This window comes from Pseudomonas sp. FFPRI_1, from assembly GCF_055384485.1.
The window spans coordinates 6,199,089-6,213,578 of the sequence record NZ_AP029168.1; the positions used below are offsets into that span (position 1 = coordinate 6,199,089).

At 63.1% G+C, this 14,490-nt stretch carries 12 protein-coding genes; 8 read left to right on the top strand and 4 right to left on the bottom strand.

The annotated features are described in order from the left end of the window. Positions 1 to 344 precede the first annotated feature (344 nt). Positions 345 to 1,859 (top strand): MDR family MFS transporter, encoded by a 1,515-nt coding sequence (locus tag ACZ5BO_RS27615; protein WP_025129683.1) that lies wholly within the window; start codon positions 345 to 347, stop codon positions 1,857 to 1,859. A 93-nt stretch (positions 1,860 to 1,952) separates the two neighbouring features. Here ACZ5BO_RS27615 and ACZ5BO_RS27620 read toward each other — a convergent pair whose 3' ends face one another. The 4 genes from ACZ5BO_RS27620 to ACZ5BO_RS27635 all read right to left on the bottom strand — a co-directional run bounded on the left by ACZ5BO_RS27620 (position 1,953) and on the right by ACZ5BO_RS27635 (position 5,856). Next, entirely contained in the window at positions 1,953 to 2,801 is an 849-nt protein-coding gene (locus ACZ5BO_RS27620; RefSeq protein ID WP_025129682.1) for a cache domain-containing protein, read from the bottom strand. Between the two features lie 120 nt (positions 2,802 to 2,921). Next, positions 2,922 to 3,761, bottom strand: coding sequence for an ATPase (locus tag ACZ5BO_RS27625; protein WP_464697067.1), 840 nt, complete (start codon positions 3,759 to 3,761; stop codon positions 2,922 to 2,924). 106 nt (positions 3,762 to 3,867) lie between these two features. Further along, positions 3,868 to 4,860 carry an NAD-dependent epimerase/dehydratase family protein gene (locus ACZ5BO_RS27630; protein WP_464697068.1) on the bottom strand — a complete coding sequence of 331 codons (993 nt, stop codon included), beginning with the start codon at positions 4,858 to 4,860 and terminating at the stop codon, positions 3,868 to 3,870. Positions 4,861 to 4,956: 96 nt separating this feature from the next. Beyond that, a complete protein-coding gene (locus ACZ5BO_RS27635) occupies positions 4,957 to 5,856 on the bottom strand; it encodes a LysR family transcriptional regulator ArgP (RefSeq protein ID WP_025129679.1) in 900 nt (299 codons plus the stop codon). Between the two features lie 111 nt (positions 5,857 to 5,967). On the opposite strand from ACZ5BO_RS27635, the gene ACZ5BO_RS27640 reads away from it, so the two are divergent. The 7 genes from ACZ5BO_RS27640 (at position 5,968) to ACZ5BO_RS27670 (ending at position 14,489) form a co-directional block, all read left to right on the top strand. Further along, complete coding sequence (locus tag ACZ5BO_RS27640; protein ID WP_025129678.1) at positions 5,968 to 6,372, top strand: ACT domain-containing protein; 405 nt, start codon at positions 5,968 to 5,970, stop codon at positions 6,370 to 6,372. A gap of 2 nt (positions 6,373 to 6,374) precedes the next feature. Next, positions 6,375 to 6,977, top strand: a complete 603-nt coding sequence (locus tag ACZ5BO_RS27645; RefSeq protein ID WP_464697069.1) for a LysE/ArgO family amino acid transporter — start codon at positions 6,375 to 6,377, stop codon at positions 6,975 to 6,977. Positions 6,978 to 7,153: 176 nt separating this feature from the next. Then, complete coding sequence (locus ACZ5BO_RS27650; RefSeq protein WP_011063080.1) at positions 7,154 to 7,750, top strand: superoxide dismutase; 597 nt, start codon at positions 7,154 to 7,156, stop codon at positions 7,748 to 7,750. 302 nt (positions 7,751 to 8,052) lie between these two features. Further along, the gene (locus ACZ5BO_RS27655; protein WP_025129676.1) at positions 8,053 to 10,104 is read left to right on the top strand and encodes a putative bifunctional diguanylate cyclase/phosphodiesterase; all 2,052 of its coding nucleotides are present in this window, start codon (positions 8,053 to 8,055) and stop codon (positions 10,102 to 10,104) included. Between the two features lie 162 nt (positions 10,105 to 10,266). Beyond that, positions 10,267 to 11,607, top strand: coding sequence for an imelysin family protein (locus ACZ5BO_RS27660; RefSeq protein ID WP_464697070.1), 1,341 nt, complete (start codon positions 10,267 to 10,269; stop codon positions 11,605 to 11,607). 347 nt (positions 11,608 to 11,954) lie between these two features. After that, positions 11,955 to 13,382, top strand: a complete 1,428-nt coding sequence (locus ACZ5BO_RS27665) for a di-heme oxidoreductase family protein (RefSeq protein ID WP_464697071.1) — start codon at positions 11,955 to 11,957, stop codon at positions 13,380 to 13,382. A gap of 42 nt (positions 13,383 to 13,424) precedes the next feature. Beyond that, positions 13,425 to 14,489 carry an imelysin family protein gene (locus tag ACZ5BO_RS27670; RefSeq protein ID WP_464697072.1) on the top strand — a complete coding sequence of 355 codons (1,065 nt, stop codon included), beginning with the start codon at positions 13,425 to 13,427 and terminating at the stop codon, positions 14,487 to 14,489. The last annotated feature ends 1 nt before the right edge of the window (position 14,490 follow it).

Genomic DNA, 14,490 nt, shown 5'->3' on the forward strand with positions numbered 1-14,490 from the left:
TAGGGGTGGCTGTGGCTGAATGACCGGGCAACCGCAGCGCTTCATCCCTCAGTTGACGGGTTCCTGCAGAAACAATTCAAGCACCGGCAACATGAATCAGCACTCGTTCGGCTGGTTTTCAGAGCGCCGGCACAGGCAACCACTATACAGAATGCGTCCCATTACTAATCAATAGCCGATGTCACAATCTGTTTCACCTTGCCGCCCACGAGACCTTGGGGCCCTCATAAAAAGTCCCCATGGACTTGCTTGTTTAGCTATCTGATAGGTCCCTATCCAGTACACTGGAGCCCATTCCCGCCGGCCTTGCCCCGGCCGGTCAATCACTGCCCACAGGTTTTTCCGTGACTCACCTCCAACAGCCTGCCCCGCCCAAACCGGCCATCCGCAGCGTGCTGATCGCCCTGATGCTGGCGATCTTTCTCGGCGCCCTGGACCAGACCATCGTCGCCGTCTCCATGCCGGCCATTTCCGCCCAGTTCAAGGATGTCAGCCTGTTGGCCTGGGTCATCTCCGGCTACATGGTGGCGATGACCGTGGCTGTCCCGATCTACGGCAAGCTGGGCGATCTCTACGGTCGTCGCCGGCTGATGCTGTTCGGCATGGGCCTGTTCACCCTGGCCTCCCTGTTTTGCGGCCTGGCACAGAACATGGAGCAACTGGTGCTGGCACGGATTGTCCAGGGCATCGGTGCCGGCGGCATGATCTCGGTCAGCCAGGCGATCATCGGCGACATCGTCCCGCCCCGGGAGCGCGGCCGCTACCAGGGTTACTTCAGCAGCATGTATGCGGTGGCCAGCGTCGCCGGGCCGGTGCTGGGCGGCTACATGACCGAGTTCCTGTCCTGGCGCTGGGTATTTTTGATCAACCTGCCCCTGGGCCTGGGCGCCTGGTGGGTGGCCCACCGCACCCTGGTGGGCCTGCCCGTGCCACAGCGCAAGCCGATCATCGACTACCTCGGCACCCTGCTGCTGATTGTTGGCTTGAGCGCCCTGCTGCTGGGCATTACCCAAGTGGGCCAGGGGCATTCCTGGCGCAGTGCCGAAGTGCTCGACCTGCTGGCCATCGCCGTGATTGTCCTGGCGCTGTTCGTCTGGCATGAACGCCGGACCCGTGAACCCCTGCTACCGATGCACCTGTTCGCCAATCGCAATGCGCTGCTGTGCTGGTGCACGATCTTCTTCACCAGCTTCCAGGCCATCTCGCTGATCGTGCTGATGCCCTTGCGCTTCCAGAGCATCACTGGCGCCGGTGCCGACAGCGCCGCCCTGCATTTGTTGCCGCTGGCCATGGGCTTGCCCATGGGCGCCTACTGTGCCGGACGCCTGACCTCGGTGACCGGACGCTACAAGCCGATGATCCTCGGTGGTGCGCTGCTGATGCCCCTGGCGATTCTCGGCATGGCCCTGGCCCCACCTCAGGCGCAGTGGCTCAGCGGCTTGTTCATGCTGCTCTGCGGGATCGCCGGTGGCATGCAGTTCCCCACCTCGCTGGTGGGTACCCAGAACTCGGTGGAGCAACGGGACATCGGCGTCGCCACCAGCACCACCAACCTGTTTCGCGCCCTGGGTGGCGCGGTGGGCGTGGCCCTGATGTCGGCGCTGTTGCTGGCCTTGCTGCAGGACTCGAGCCTGGCGCACTTGAGCGCCGCGGGGCTGATGGGCGAAGGACAATCCAACGCTCTGCTGGAAGGATTGAACGCGGCTCCCGGCCCTGCTCGGGACGCCTTGCGGGGCGAACTGCTGCTGACCTTCCGCCACTTGCTGCTGGTCAGCGCCGGGGTTTCCCTGCTGGGATTGGCCGCGGCGATTGCCATGCCCAATCGCCTGCTGCGTGGCCGTGAAGACAAGGCCCGCTGATCGCCGCCCCCTATCCTCCCTCCACGGACGATAGGGGGTGCTCGAGCTTGCAGCCCGCGGCCATGACGAGGGGCCTGGACCCAGGCCCGGTACTCAGGGGCTGTAGTAACCCACTGCAACCAGCAGCTTGCCTGCCTTGCGCAGATAAGCGTGCTTGTCTTCGACCTTGCCGGTTACCGGGTTCTTCCAGCGGTACTCGTATTCCCCCTGGTCTTGCTGGGCCATGAGTTCCAGTATCGGCTCACCAACCGGTTTGCCTTCGGGATCCTTGATCTTGCTGAAGTCGGTATTGATCAAGCGCAGGTTGGTGCCGTGGGCCAGGTAGCGCCGGCTATCGAGATCCACCACGAACACGTACAGATCATCTTCGAGATACCCGCCCTGCAAATCGTTGATGGCCTTGAGCGTACCCGCCTGGTCCGTACTCAGGGCCGTGGCCGCCCGTTCCAGCAGCGCCTTGGCCTGCTCGGCGGACGCTCGGGGCAAGTAGTACCCCACCGCCAGGATGCGTTCACCGATGCGCTGGAAGTACACACGCTTGCGCTCGATCTTGCCGTCGGCCCAGTTCTGCCAGCGGTACTCGGCCTGCTGTATGCCATTGCCTTCCGGAATCTTCAGGGCGTCCTTGAACGCCTTGCGCAGGTCCGGCCCCAGGACCTCGGACACATCGCGACCGATCAGCGCCGAGGACGGGCCGCCACTGGCCAGCATCACGCCCCGGGTATCCACCACGAACACATAACGGTCGCGGTCGACAAACTCGCCCTGGCGACTGAAGGCGGCAAACGCCTTGTCGCCCTGATCGTGGTAATAGCGCAGGGCCTTTTCCAGCAGTGCCCGGGCCGCCGCGCCATCGTCCACTGCCGGCACTGCCCCATGCAACGGGCCGATACAGAGCAACAGCAGCCAGCCCAGCCAGGTGTTCCTATGCAACAGCTTCATCGCCCGCTCCTTGTTCTTGTTGGCGTTTGAAGAGCGTAGACGGCTGCAGGAGATGGGTGAACATTCAGCGGGCTTTGGCCGGGGCGCCCTCCCTTACAACAGGCGGGAGGGCGTGCCCCATCAAGGGCGGGCGTTGAGTTGCTGCTGCAGGTTCTGGATCTGGCTTTGCAGCGTGTTGATGTTGCGAGTGACCTGACCGCGGAACGCATCGAACTCGGCGGTGCTGGCACCGTTCTGCGCACCAGTGGGGCGATTGTCCTGCTGGCTCTTGAGCACGATCATGTCCTGTTCCAGGCGCTCGATGGCGGCGCCCGGGTTGCCCTGTTTTTTCAACGCGGCGAGGTCGGCGCTCAGGCTCTTGAGCTGGGCATCGACCTTGCCGCCCTCGGCCTGGGTCGACTTCAGGCTTGCCAACTCGCCGCTCAAGGCCTTCACCTGAGCTTGCAGTTGGGCGTTGGCAGCCTGTTGCTCGGTGGCTTGTGCAGTCATCTGCTCCAGGCGCTTGTCCAGGTCCGTGGCCTGCCCTGCCACCCCCTGCTGCTGCCGGCTCTGGTCCTGCAGGCGGCTTTCCAGCTGTTTGATCTGCAGCTTCAATGCCTCGCTGTCGGTCGTGACATTGGTCTGGCTGGCCACCACCTTGCCGGAGATGTCCTGCAGGCGCCCGGCAGCTTCCTCGCTGATCCTGGCAAAGCTTTCCTGGGTCGCCACCAGCTGCTGCTCCATCAGCGAAATCTGCTGGAAGCTCCACCAGGCAAGGCCGATGAAGGCAAAGAACAAGGCGCCAACCAGCGCCCACAGCGGGCCGGTGCTAGGGCCCTTGGCCTTGACCTGCGGTGTGCTGCGCGAATGCACCGTGGTGCGTTCGCGCGCCGCGCTGCTGGTGGGGAAGACATCGTCGTCGAGGGGATCGGCGCGCAGACTGGGAACGTCATCGAAGTCATCGTTTGCATCGTTACGCATGGGGCAACCTTTCTGGACCGCGGTGATGGCTGAGTGCGGCGAGTATAAACCGCTAATTCACCCAGCCAATGCAGAGCACCGGGCAAACTCGCTTCAGTCTTTGGTTTCAGCGGATGTCCTGGGCCTTCCACCAACTGCAGAATTCATCCAGGGCCGTCCACAGGCTGACCTTGGGCTCATAGCCGAGGTAATGCCGGGCACGGCTGATGTCGAGGGTGAAATTCTTGTGCATGACCTGCATGCCCAGGCGCGACAGGGTCGGTTCCGGACGTCCCGGCCAGAGCTTGCAGAAACCTTCGTTGAGCGCCGCCACGCTGTAGGCCAGGCCGTAGGAGCGGTAACGGGTGACTTGCGGCACCTGCATCTGGCGCATCACGTAATTGACCACATCCCACAGCGGCACCGGCGCACCGTTACTGATGTTGTAGACCTTGCCCAGGGCCGAGCCGCTGGCGTGCAGGCTGGCAAACAGGGCGTCGTTGAGGTTGTGCACACTGGTGAAGTCGACCTTGTTCAAGCCATTGCCGACGATGGCCAGGCGTCCCTTGCGCTGCATTCTCAACAGCCGTGGGAAGATGCTCATGTCGCCGGCGCCGGTGACGAAGCGCGGGCGCAATGCAATCACTTCAAGGCCGAACTCCTGGGCACCAAAGACCTTCTGCTCGGCCAGGTACTTGGTGGCGGCATAAGGGTGCTTGAAACGCTTGGGCACTTGTTCTTCGGTCAACCCAAAATGATCCCGGCCATCGAAGTAGATCGACGGCGAGGACAGGTGCACCAGGCGCTGCACCCGCTGTTTGAGGCAGGCCTCGACCACATTCTCGGTGACCAGCACATTGCCCTGGTGGAAGTCCTGATAGCGGCCCCACAGGCCCACGGCGCCGGCGCAATGCACCACGCTGTCGACGTCGCGGCAGAGCTCGCGCACCAGGCCGGCATCGCTCAAGTCGCCCGGGACAAATTCGGCGCCACGGCGTACCAGATGCTCCACGGCTTCGGCGCGACGTCCGTTGACCCGCACCTCCAGGCCCTGCTCAAGGGCAAAACGAGCGAAACGCCCGCCGATGAAGCCGCTTGCGCCGGTAACCAGAATTTTCATGAATATTCCTAAGAAAGCAGTGACGAGCTACGCGCTACAAGCTGCAAGTTAAAAATCAGTGCGCAAGCTGTCTAGTTGCAGCTTGTGGCTTGACGCTTACGGCTGCCCCCAGGGCACCAGCCATTGTGCAGATAAACGTGCCAGGTGCTCGGTCAACAAGCCCAGCAATTGTCCGCCATTGCGCCAATGATGCCAGTACAGCGGCACATCGATGGGTTTATCCGGTAAAAGCTCCACCAGCAAGCCCCGCTGCAACTGCTCGCGAACCTGCAGTTCGGGCACCAGTCCCCAGCCCAGGCCGGCTTCGGTCAGACGGATGAAGCCTTCGGAGGACGGGCACAGATGATGCTCGAACCCGCCATCAACTCCCAGGGACGCCAGGTAGCGATGCTGCAGAAAATCATCGGGGCCGAACACCAGGGCCGGCGTCCGGGCCAATTGCTCGGCACGCACGCCCTGGGGGAAATGCCGGGCAATGAACGCTGGGCTGGCCAGGGCCCTGTAGCGCATGGCCCCCAGCAGCAGGCTGCGAGCGCCGGCCACGGGACGCTCGCTGGCACAGACACAGGCCGCCACCTCCCCGGCACGCATGCGTTTGAGACCTACCGTCTGGTCCTCGACTACCAGGTCCAGGAGCAGCTGATGCTCGGCGCAGAAGTCGCCCACGGCCTGGGCCCACCAGGTGGCCAGGCTGTCGGCGTTGAGGGCGATGCGCAGGCGCTCCGGCAAGCCCTCCTCATCCAGGGCCGGCACCAGGCTTTGCAAGTCCCGCTCCAGCAGGCGCACCTGCTGCACATGGTTGAGCAGGCGCCGGCCGATTTCGGTGGGCGCCGGCGGCGTCACCCGCACCAGCACCGGTTGGCCGACCCGGGCCTCCAGCAGTTTGATGCGCTGGGAAATCGCCGATTGCGACAACCCCAGCACCTGGGCCGCGCGTTCGAATCCTGCCTGCTCGATCACTGCGGCCAGCGCCGAGAGCAACTTGTAGTCGAACATCAGTTTTCCTAATGAGTGATCAGCACTATTGGTTTTTCTTATACCGCCTGAAACCTGAAAATAGCCAGCATCAAGCGTTCGTTCATGCCTCTTCGTTCAAGGATTTTCTTCATGGCTGGTGAAACCTCCCTCGCAACCCTGCTGCGCAGCATGAGCCCGCAGCTCAATGACGGCGAGTATGTGTTCTGCTCCATCACCGACCGCAGTCTGCTGCGCGATTGCGATGTGCTGGGCAGCTTTCACGAGCGCGAGGGGCTGACCGTGATCATCCTGCGCGAACAGGCCGAGCGCCTGGGGCTGAGCTACGACTACGTCGCCGCCTGGATCACCCTCAACGTGCATTCGGCCCTGGAAGCCGTGGGCCTGACCGCGGCCTTTGCCGGGGCCCTGGGCCAGGCCGGGATCAGCTGCAACGTGATCGCCGGCTACTACCACGACCACCTGTTTGTCGGCCAGGCGGATGCCGCGCGAGCCATGCAGGTGCTGCAACAACTGGCCGCCGGCGAGGAGCAGTGATCATGTGGCAAAGCTATGTAAACGGCCTGTTGGTGGCCGCCGGCCTGATCATGGCGATCGGCACTCAGAATGCCTTCGTCCTGGCCCAGAGCCTGCGCCGTGAACATCATTTGCCGGTGGCGGCGCTGTGCGTCACCTGCGATGCGCTGCTGGTGGCCGCCGGGGTGTTCGGCCTGGCCACCGTGCTGACCCAGAGCCCGATGCTGTTGGCGGTGGCACGCTGGGGAGGCGCCGTGTTCCTGATCTGGTACGGCGCCCAGGCCTTGCGTCGGGCCTGCTCCAGACAGAGCCTGCAGCAGGGCGAGGGACAGGCCGTGCGCTCCCTGCGTGCGGTGATGCTCAGCGCCCTGGCGGTGACCCTGCTCAACCCTCACGTGTACCTGGACACCGTGCTGCTGATCGGCTCGCTGGGGGCGCAGCAGACCGAGCCCGGCGCCTACGTGGTGGGGGCTGCCAGCGCTTCGTTGCTGTGGTTCTTCACCCTGGCCCTGGGGGCCGCGTGGCTGGCTCCGTGGCTGGCACGCCCGAGTACCTGGCGGATCCTCGACCTGCTGGTGGCGGTGATGATGTTCAGCGTCGCCTGGCAGTTGATCAGCGCCGCGTAACTTATTCCAAAAGGCTCTGGAACCTCTATCCCACACAGTTGTTGCGTGGTTATGCCGCACCCCCGGTGCTATGATCCGAACCCTGCGCCGCAAAGAGTACAAACTCCCCGGCGCTTGTCTGGCCGCCCGTGATTGGCCTTGCGCTCACCGCAACTGACCTGATTAGGAGAATCATCATGGCTTTCGAATTGCCGCCGCTGCCCTATGCACACGACGCTCTGCAGCCGCACATTTCCAAGGAAACCCTGGAATACCACCACGACAAGCACCACAACACCTACGTCGTGAACCTGAACAACCTGGTGCCAGGCACCGAGTTCGAAGGCAAGACTCTGGAAGAGATCGTCAAGACTTCGTCGGGCGGCATCTTCAACAACGCGGCACAGGTCTGGAACCACACCTTCTACTGGAACTGCCTGGCGCCAAACGCCGGCGGCCAACCTACCGGTGCACTGGCTGAAGCCATCAACGCAGCCTTCGGTTCGTTCGACAAGTTCAAAGAAGAATTCACCAAGACTTCGGTTGGCACCTTCGGTTCCGGCTGGGGCTGGCTGGTGAAAAAGGCTGACGGCTCCCTGGCCCTGGCCAGCACCATCGGCGCCGGCAACCCGCTGACCAGCGGCGACACTCCGCTGCTGACCTGCGACGTCTGGGAACACGCCTACTACATCGACTACCGCAACGTTCGTCCTAAGTACGTCGAAGCGTTCTGGAACCTGGTCAACTGGAAATTCGTGGCCGAGCAGTTCGAAGGCAAGAACTTCGTCGCTTAAGCCCGTTTGCAGCACAAAAAACCCGGCCTGGCCGGGTTTTTTTTGCCTGAAGCAAAGCCGGGATCTTGTCCCGCCCACCTGACGCGCTAAGATTCATTGCAGGTAAAAACAACGCCGCCCCTCAAGTTGCAAGGCGTCGCTACCGACACACTATCCACAGCTGACGCAATCCTGATTCTGATCACCCGGGCCTGGCCCGCAGACGTCCTGTCCTCGGCATTAATGTCACTTTGACGGCCATCACGGGATTGCCAATACTCATGGCAACTTGACGCTACACGCACGGAACAAGGAATAGCCCTTTGAAGCTGGAACTCAAAAACAGCTTGTCGGTGAAGTTGCTCCGGGTTGTGCTGCTGTCGGCACTCATAGTGGGCGTGGTTCTGAGCTGCGCCCAGATCGTCTTCGATGCCTACAAGACTCGGCAGGCGGTCGCTAACGATGCCCAGCGCATTCTCGATATGTTTCGCGACCCATCGACACAGGCGGTCTACAGCCTGGACCGGGAAATGGGCATGCAAGTCATCGAAGGCCTGTTCCAGGATGATGCGGTGCGCATGGCCTCCATTGGCCATCCCAATGAAACCATGCTCGCGGAGAAATCCCGCGACCTGCAAAAATCCTCCAGCCGCTGGCTGACCGACCTGATCCTCGGCCAGGAACGCACCTTCACCACGCAACTGGTGGGGAGGGGCCCCTACAGCGAGTATTACGGCGACCTGAGCATCACCCTCGACACCGCCACCTACGGCCAGGGATTCATCGTCAGTTCGGTGATCATCTTCGTTTCCGGAGTCCTGCGCGCCCTGGCCATGGGCCTGGTGCTGTACCTGGTCTATCACTGGCTGCTGACCAAGCCGCTGTCACGGATCATCGAACACCTGACCACCATCAACCCCGACCGCCCCAGCGAGCACCAGCTGCCCCTGCTCAAGGGCCACGAGAAGAACGAACTGGGGATCTGGATCAATACCGCCAACCAGTTGCTGGCCTCCATCGAGCGCAACACCCATCTGCGTCATGAGGCAGAAAACAGCCTGCTGCGCATGGCCCAGTACGACTTTCTGACCGGCCTGCCGAACCGCCAGCAACTGCAACAGCAACTGGACAAGATCCTGGTGGACGCCGGGCGCCTGCAGCGCCGGGTCGCGGTGCTGTGTGTCGGCCTGGATGATTTCAAGGGCATCAACGAACAATTCAGCTATCAGACCGGCGACCAGTTGCTGCTGGCCCTGGCCGACCGCCTGCGTGGCCACAGCGGCCGCCTCGGTGCCCTGGCACGCCTGGGAGGCGATCAGTTCGCCCTGGTCCAGGCCGATATCGAACAGCCTTATGAGGCCGCGGAACTGGCCCAGAGCATTCTCGATGACCTGGAGGCCACCTTCGCCCTCGACCACCAGGAAATCCGCCTGCGCGCCACCATCGGCATCACCCTGTTCCCGGAAGACGGCGACAGCACGGAAAAACTCCTGCAGAAAGCCGAGCAGACCATGACCCTGGCCAAGAGCCGATCGCGCAATCGCTATCAGTTCTACATCGCCAGCGTCGACAGTGAGATGCGCCGCCGCCGGGAACTGGAAAAGGACCTGCGCGAGGCCCTGGCCCGGGAACAGTTCTTCCTCGTCTACCAGCCACAGATCAGCTACCGCGACCACCGGGTGGTGGGTGTCGAGGCGCTGCTGCGCTGGCAGCACCCGGAACACGGCCTGGTGCCGCCGGACCTGTTCATACCGCTGGCGGAGCAGAACGGCACCATCATCGCCATCGGCGAATGGGTGCTGGACCAGGCCTGCCGTCAATTGCGCGAATGGCACGACATGGGCTTCAGCGACCTGCGCATGGCCGTCAACCTGTCCACCGTGCAGTTGCACCACGCCGAACTGCCGCGGGTGGTCAACAACCTGCTGCAGATCTACCGCCTGCCACCGCGCAGCCTGGAGCTGGAGGTCACCGAGACCGGCCTGATGGAAGACATCAGCACCGCTGCCCAGCACCTGCTGAGCCTGCGTCGCTCCGGTGCGCTGATCGCCATCGACGACTTCGGCACCGGCTATTCGTCCCTGAGCTACCTGAAAAGCCTGCCCCTGGACAAGATCAAGATCGACAAGAGCTTCGTCCAGGACCTGCTCGACGACGATGACGATGCAACCATCGTGCGGGCCATTATCCAACTGGGTAAAAGCCTGGGCATGCAGGTGATCGCCGAGGGCGTGGAAACCGTCGAGCAGGAGGCCTACATCATCGCCGAAGGCTGCCATGAAGGTCAGGGCTACCACTACAGCAAACCCCTGCCTGCACGGGAGCTGAGCGCCTACTTGAAACAGGCGCAGCGCAGCAATGCAGCGATCCTCTGACAGTGGCCTTGCGCTGATCGCCTTGACCCAGCGCAGCCCCCTGTTGAATAAGAAATATTTACAAGCACAACCCTTTACACATAATGCAAATCTTTCGCATTATGTCGCAGTTTTTGCGCGCCCCCGCGCCGTCCACTCCCCTCTCGAAGCAGGATGTTCGCCATGATTCGTATGCCTCTGGCTACCGCCAGTCTGTTGGCCATCGCTATTTCCCTCGCCGGCTGTGGCGAAGGCAAAGACGACAAGGCTGCCGCTCAAGCGCCGACCCCGGCTGCCAGCACTGCCACCCCAGCCACTGACGCTGCCGGCAAGGTCGACGAAGCCGCGGCCAAGGCCGTAGTCGCGCATTACGCCGACATGGTATTCGCCGTTTACAGCGACTCCGAATCCACCGCGAAAACCCTGCAAACCGCCATCGATGCCTTCCTCGCCAAGCCCAACGACGACACCCTAAAGGCCGCCAAGGCCGCCTGGGTCGCCGCTCGTGTGCCTTACCTGCAGAGCGAAGTGTTCCGCTTCGGCAACACCATCATCGACGACTGGGAAGGCCAGGTGAACTCCTGGCCCCTGGACGAAGGCCTGATCGACTACGTCGACAAGAGCTACGAGCATGCCCTGGGCAACCCCGGTGCCACCGCCAACATCATCGCCAACACCGAGATCCAGGTCGGCGAAGACAAGGTCGACGTGAAAGACATCACCCCGGAAAAACTCGCCAGCCTCAATGAGCTGGGCGGTGCCGAGGCCAACGTCGCCACGGGCTACCACGCCATCGAATTCCTGCTCTGGGGCCAGGACCTCAACGGTACCGGTCCTGGTGCCGGCGCCCGTCCGGCGTCCGACTACCTGGAAGGCGCCGGCGCCACCGGCGGCCACAACGATCGTCGTCGTGCCTACCTGAAGGCGGTGACTCAACTGCTGGTCAACGACCTGGAAGAAATGGTCGGCAACTGGAAGCCCGACGTGGCCGACAACTATCGCGCCACCCTGGAAGCCGAACCGGCTGAAACCGGCCTGCGCAAGATGCTGTTCGGCATGGGCAGCCTGTCCCTGGGCGAACTGGCGGGCGAGCGGATGAAGGTGTCCCTGGAAGCCAACTCCCCAGAAGACGAGCAGGATTGCTTCAGCGACAACACCCACAACTCGCACTTCTACGATGCCAAGGGCATTCGCAACGTCTACCTGGGCGAATACACCCGTACCGACGGCAGCAAGATGACCGGCGCCAGCCTGTCGTCCCTGGTGGCCAAGGCCGACCCGGCCGCCGATGCCGCCCTGAAAGACGATCTGGCCGCTACCGAAGCCAAGATCCAGGTCATGGTCGACCACGCCAACAAGGGTGAGCACTACGACCAGCTGATCGCCGCCGGCAACGAATCGGGCAACCAGATCGTGCGCGACGCCATCGCCGCCCTGGTCAAGCAGACCGGTTCGATCGAACAGGCCGCAGGCAAGCTGGGCATCAGCGACCTGAACCCGGACAACGCCGATCACGAGTTCTGATCCCCATCGCTGCACTTGAAAAGGCGACTTTAGGGTCGCCTTTTTCATGGCCGGCGCACTCCTTTCCCGGGGCCGGGAAACGCCCTCGCGCTTGAAAATACCAGCCAATTACCGCTGTCAGAGCGCCTGGCCCGGCCATCGCGCCACGGTCGATTGGACCTGTGACTCAAGGCCCGTCGAAAGCCCTTGTCGCCGCCGCCACAAACCACCACCGGCACTGTCAGGGAGCATCATGGCCACCGCGGCAAGCTTGTCCTGGGTCAAACCAAACGATAATTCCTCTTATTCAATCCAGGCCGCCCTGTTAGACTTTGCGCCCTTGTTTTGCTCGTCTTGCAGGATGTCCGATGCCTTCGTTGCCGCTGCGCTGGTCCGCTCTGTTCATGGCCCTGGGCCTGAGTGCCTGCGATGACGCTCCGCGCTTTACCCAGGCCGAACCTGGAGAAGCCCGCGCAGGTGGCGCAACCACGGTCAACAAGACCGACCGCAATGCCTTTTCCCTGCCCTCGGCCAACCTGGCGCCCACTCGCCGCCTGGATTTCAGCGTCGGCAACAGTTTCTTTCGCAATCCCTGGGTGATCGCCCCGTCCACCACCACTGCCCGTGACGGCCTCGGCCCGCTGTTCAACACCAACGCCTGCCAGAACTGCCATATCAAGGACGGTCGCGGCCATCCGCCCGCGCCAGATGCGTTGAATGCAGTGTCGATGCTGGTTCGCCTGTCGATCCCCGATACGCCGGACTACGCCCGGCTCATCGAACAGGTCGGCGTGGTACCGGAGCCGGTGTACGGCGGCCAGTTGCAAGACATGGCCGTACCCGGGGTCGCTCCCGAAGGCCGGGTACGGGTGGACTACCAGCCGGTGCCGGTGCAGTTCAAGGACGGCACCCGGGTGGAATTGCGCAAGCCCATACTGCAGATCACCGACCTGGGCTACGGCCCGATGCACCCGGACACCCGCTTCTCGGCCCGAATAGCCCCGCCGATGATCGGCCTGGGCCTGCTGGAGGCCATCCCCGAAGAGGCGATCCTGGCCAACGCCCAGCCCGCCGCCGGGGCCGCAAATCCCATTGCCGGACGCCCCAATTGGGTCTGGGACGACGCCCAGCAAAAGACCGTACTCGGGCGTTTTGGCTGGAAAGCCGGGCAACCCAACCTCAATCAACAAAATGTTCACGCGTTTTCTGGTGATATGGGCCTGACCACCAGCCTGAGGCCCTTCGATGACTGCACCAACGCACAAACCGCCTGCAAGCAGGCCCCCAACGGCAATGGCCCGGACGGTGAGCCTGAGGTCAGCGACAACATCCTGCGCCTGGTGCTGTTCTATACCCGTAACCTGGCCGTTCCTGCGCGCCGCGACGTCGATTCGCCCCAGGTCCTGGCCGGCAAGAACCTGTTTTTCCAGGCCGGCTGCCAGTCTTGCCACACCCCAAGCTTCACCACCGCGGCCAACGCCGCCGAACCCGAGCTGGCCAATCAAGTGATCCGCCCCTACAGCGACCTGCTGCTGCACGACATGGGCGAAGGCCTGGCCGACCAGCGCAGCGAATTCAAGGCCAGCGGCCGCGACTGGCGCACGGCGCCACTGTGGGGCATCGGCCTGACCGAAACGGTCAGCGGCCATACCCAGTTCCTGCATGACGGCCGTGCCCGCAACCTGATGGAAGCGGTGCTCTGGCACGGCGGTGAAGCCGAAGGCGCGAAACAGCAGGTGCTGGCCTTCAATGCCGAGCAGCGTGCTGCGCTGCTGGCATTCCTGAATTCTCTCTAAACCTCGACTCACACGCTTCTCCACAATAAAGGGAGCCCGAACATGTTCCGCCCCAAACTGCTATTCACCAGCCTTGCCGCACTCGCCCTGGGCGCCTGCTCACCCCAGGACCCACAAGCCGTGACCTCGGCCGCCATCGCCAAGCAGGTGATCCTGCCGACCTACAGCCGCTGGGTCGAAGCCGACCGCCAACTGGCCGTCAGCGCCCTGGCTTTCTGTGAAGGCAAGGAGAGCCTGGACACTGCCCGCGCCGACTTCCTCCATGCACAAAAAGCCTGGGCTGAACTGCAGCCGCTGCTGATCGGCCCGCTGGCCGAGGGCAACCGCTCCTGGCAGGTGCAGTTCTGGCCGGACAAGAAGAACCTGGTGGGCCGTCAGGTTGAGCAACTGGTCACTGCCAACCCGCAGATCGATGCCGCTGCGCTGGCCAAGTCCAGTGTCGTGGTCCAGGGCCTGTCGGCCTACGAATACATCCTCTTCGACAGCAAGATCGACATGGCCGACAGCGCGCAGAAAGCCCGCTATTGCCCGCTGCTGACCGCCATCGGCGAACGCCAGAAGCAACTGGCGGAAGAGATCCTCGCCGGCTGGAATACCACCGACGGCATGCTGGCGCAGATGAGCAAGTTCCCCAACCAGCGCTACGCCGACTCCCACGAGGCCATCGCCGACCTGCTACGGGTCCAGGTCACCGCTCTGGATACCCTGAAGAAAAAGCTCGGCACCCCGATGGGTCGCCAGACCAAGGGCATTCCCCAGCCATTCCAGGCCGATGCCTGGCGCAGCCAGTCCTCCCTGCAGGGCCTGGAAGCCAGCCTCAGCGCGGCCCAGACCGTATGGGCCGGGGTCGACAACAAGGGCCTGCGCGGCCTGCTGCCAGCCGACCAGAAACCATTGGCCGACAAGATCGACGCGGCCTACGCGGCCTCGTTGAAACTCTTTGCCAGCACCCAGCGCTCGCTCAGTGAAATGCTCGGTGACGATGCCGGTCGCCAGCAACTCAACGACCTGTACGACAGCCTCAACGTGGTCCACCGCCTGCACGAAGGCGAGCTGGCCAAGGCGCTGGGGATCCAACTGGGCTTCAATGCCAACGACGGTGACTGAT

What these genes read in the sequence shown, in the direction of transcription:
- ACZ5BO_RS27620 (WP_025129682.1), bottom strand. Translation starts at nt 2,801, where the DNA reads ATGAAGCTGTTGCATAGGAACACCTGGCTGGGCTGGCTGCTGTTGCTC.
- ACZ5BO_RS27625 (WP_464697067.1), bottom strand. Translation starts at nt 3,761, where the DNA reads ATGCGTAACGATGCAAACGATGACTTCGATGACGTTCCCAGTCTGCGC.
- ACZ5BO_RS27630 (WP_464697068.1), bottom strand. Translation starts at nt 4,860, where the DNA reads ATGAAAATTCTGGTTACCGGCGCAAGCGGCTTCATCGGCGGGCGTTTC.
- ACZ5BO_RS27635 (WP_025129679.1), bottom strand. Translation starts at nt 5,856, where the DNA reads ATGTTCGACTACAAGTTGCTCTCGGCGCTGGCCGCAGTGATCGAGCAG.
- ACZ5BO_RS27640 (WP_025129678.1), top strand. Translation starts at nt 5,968, where the DNA reads ATGGCTGGTGAAACCTCCCTCGCAACCCTGCTGCGCAGCATGAGCCCG.
- ACZ5BO_RS27645 (WP_464697069.1), top strand. Translation starts at nt 6,375, where the DNA reads ATGTGGCAAAGCTATGTAAACGGCCTGTTGGTGGCCGCCGGCCTGATC.
- ACZ5BO_RS27650 (WP_011063080.1), top strand. Translation starts at nt 7,154, where the DNA reads ATGGCTTTCGAATTGCCGCCGCTGCCCTATGCACACGACGCTCTGCAG.
- ACZ5BO_RS27660 (WP_464697070.1), top strand. Translation starts at nt 10,267, where the DNA reads ATGATTCGTATGCCTCTGGCTACCGCCAGTCTGTTGGCCATCGCTATT.
- ACZ5BO_RS27665 (WP_464697071.1), top strand. Translation starts at nt 11,955, where the DNA reads ATGCCTTCGTTGCCGCTGCGCTGGTCCGCTCTGTTCATGGCCCTGGGC.
- ACZ5BO_RS27670 (WP_464697072.1), top strand. Translation starts at nt 13,425, where the DNA reads ATGTTCCGCCCCAAACTGCTATTCACCAGCCTTGCCGCACTCGCCCTG.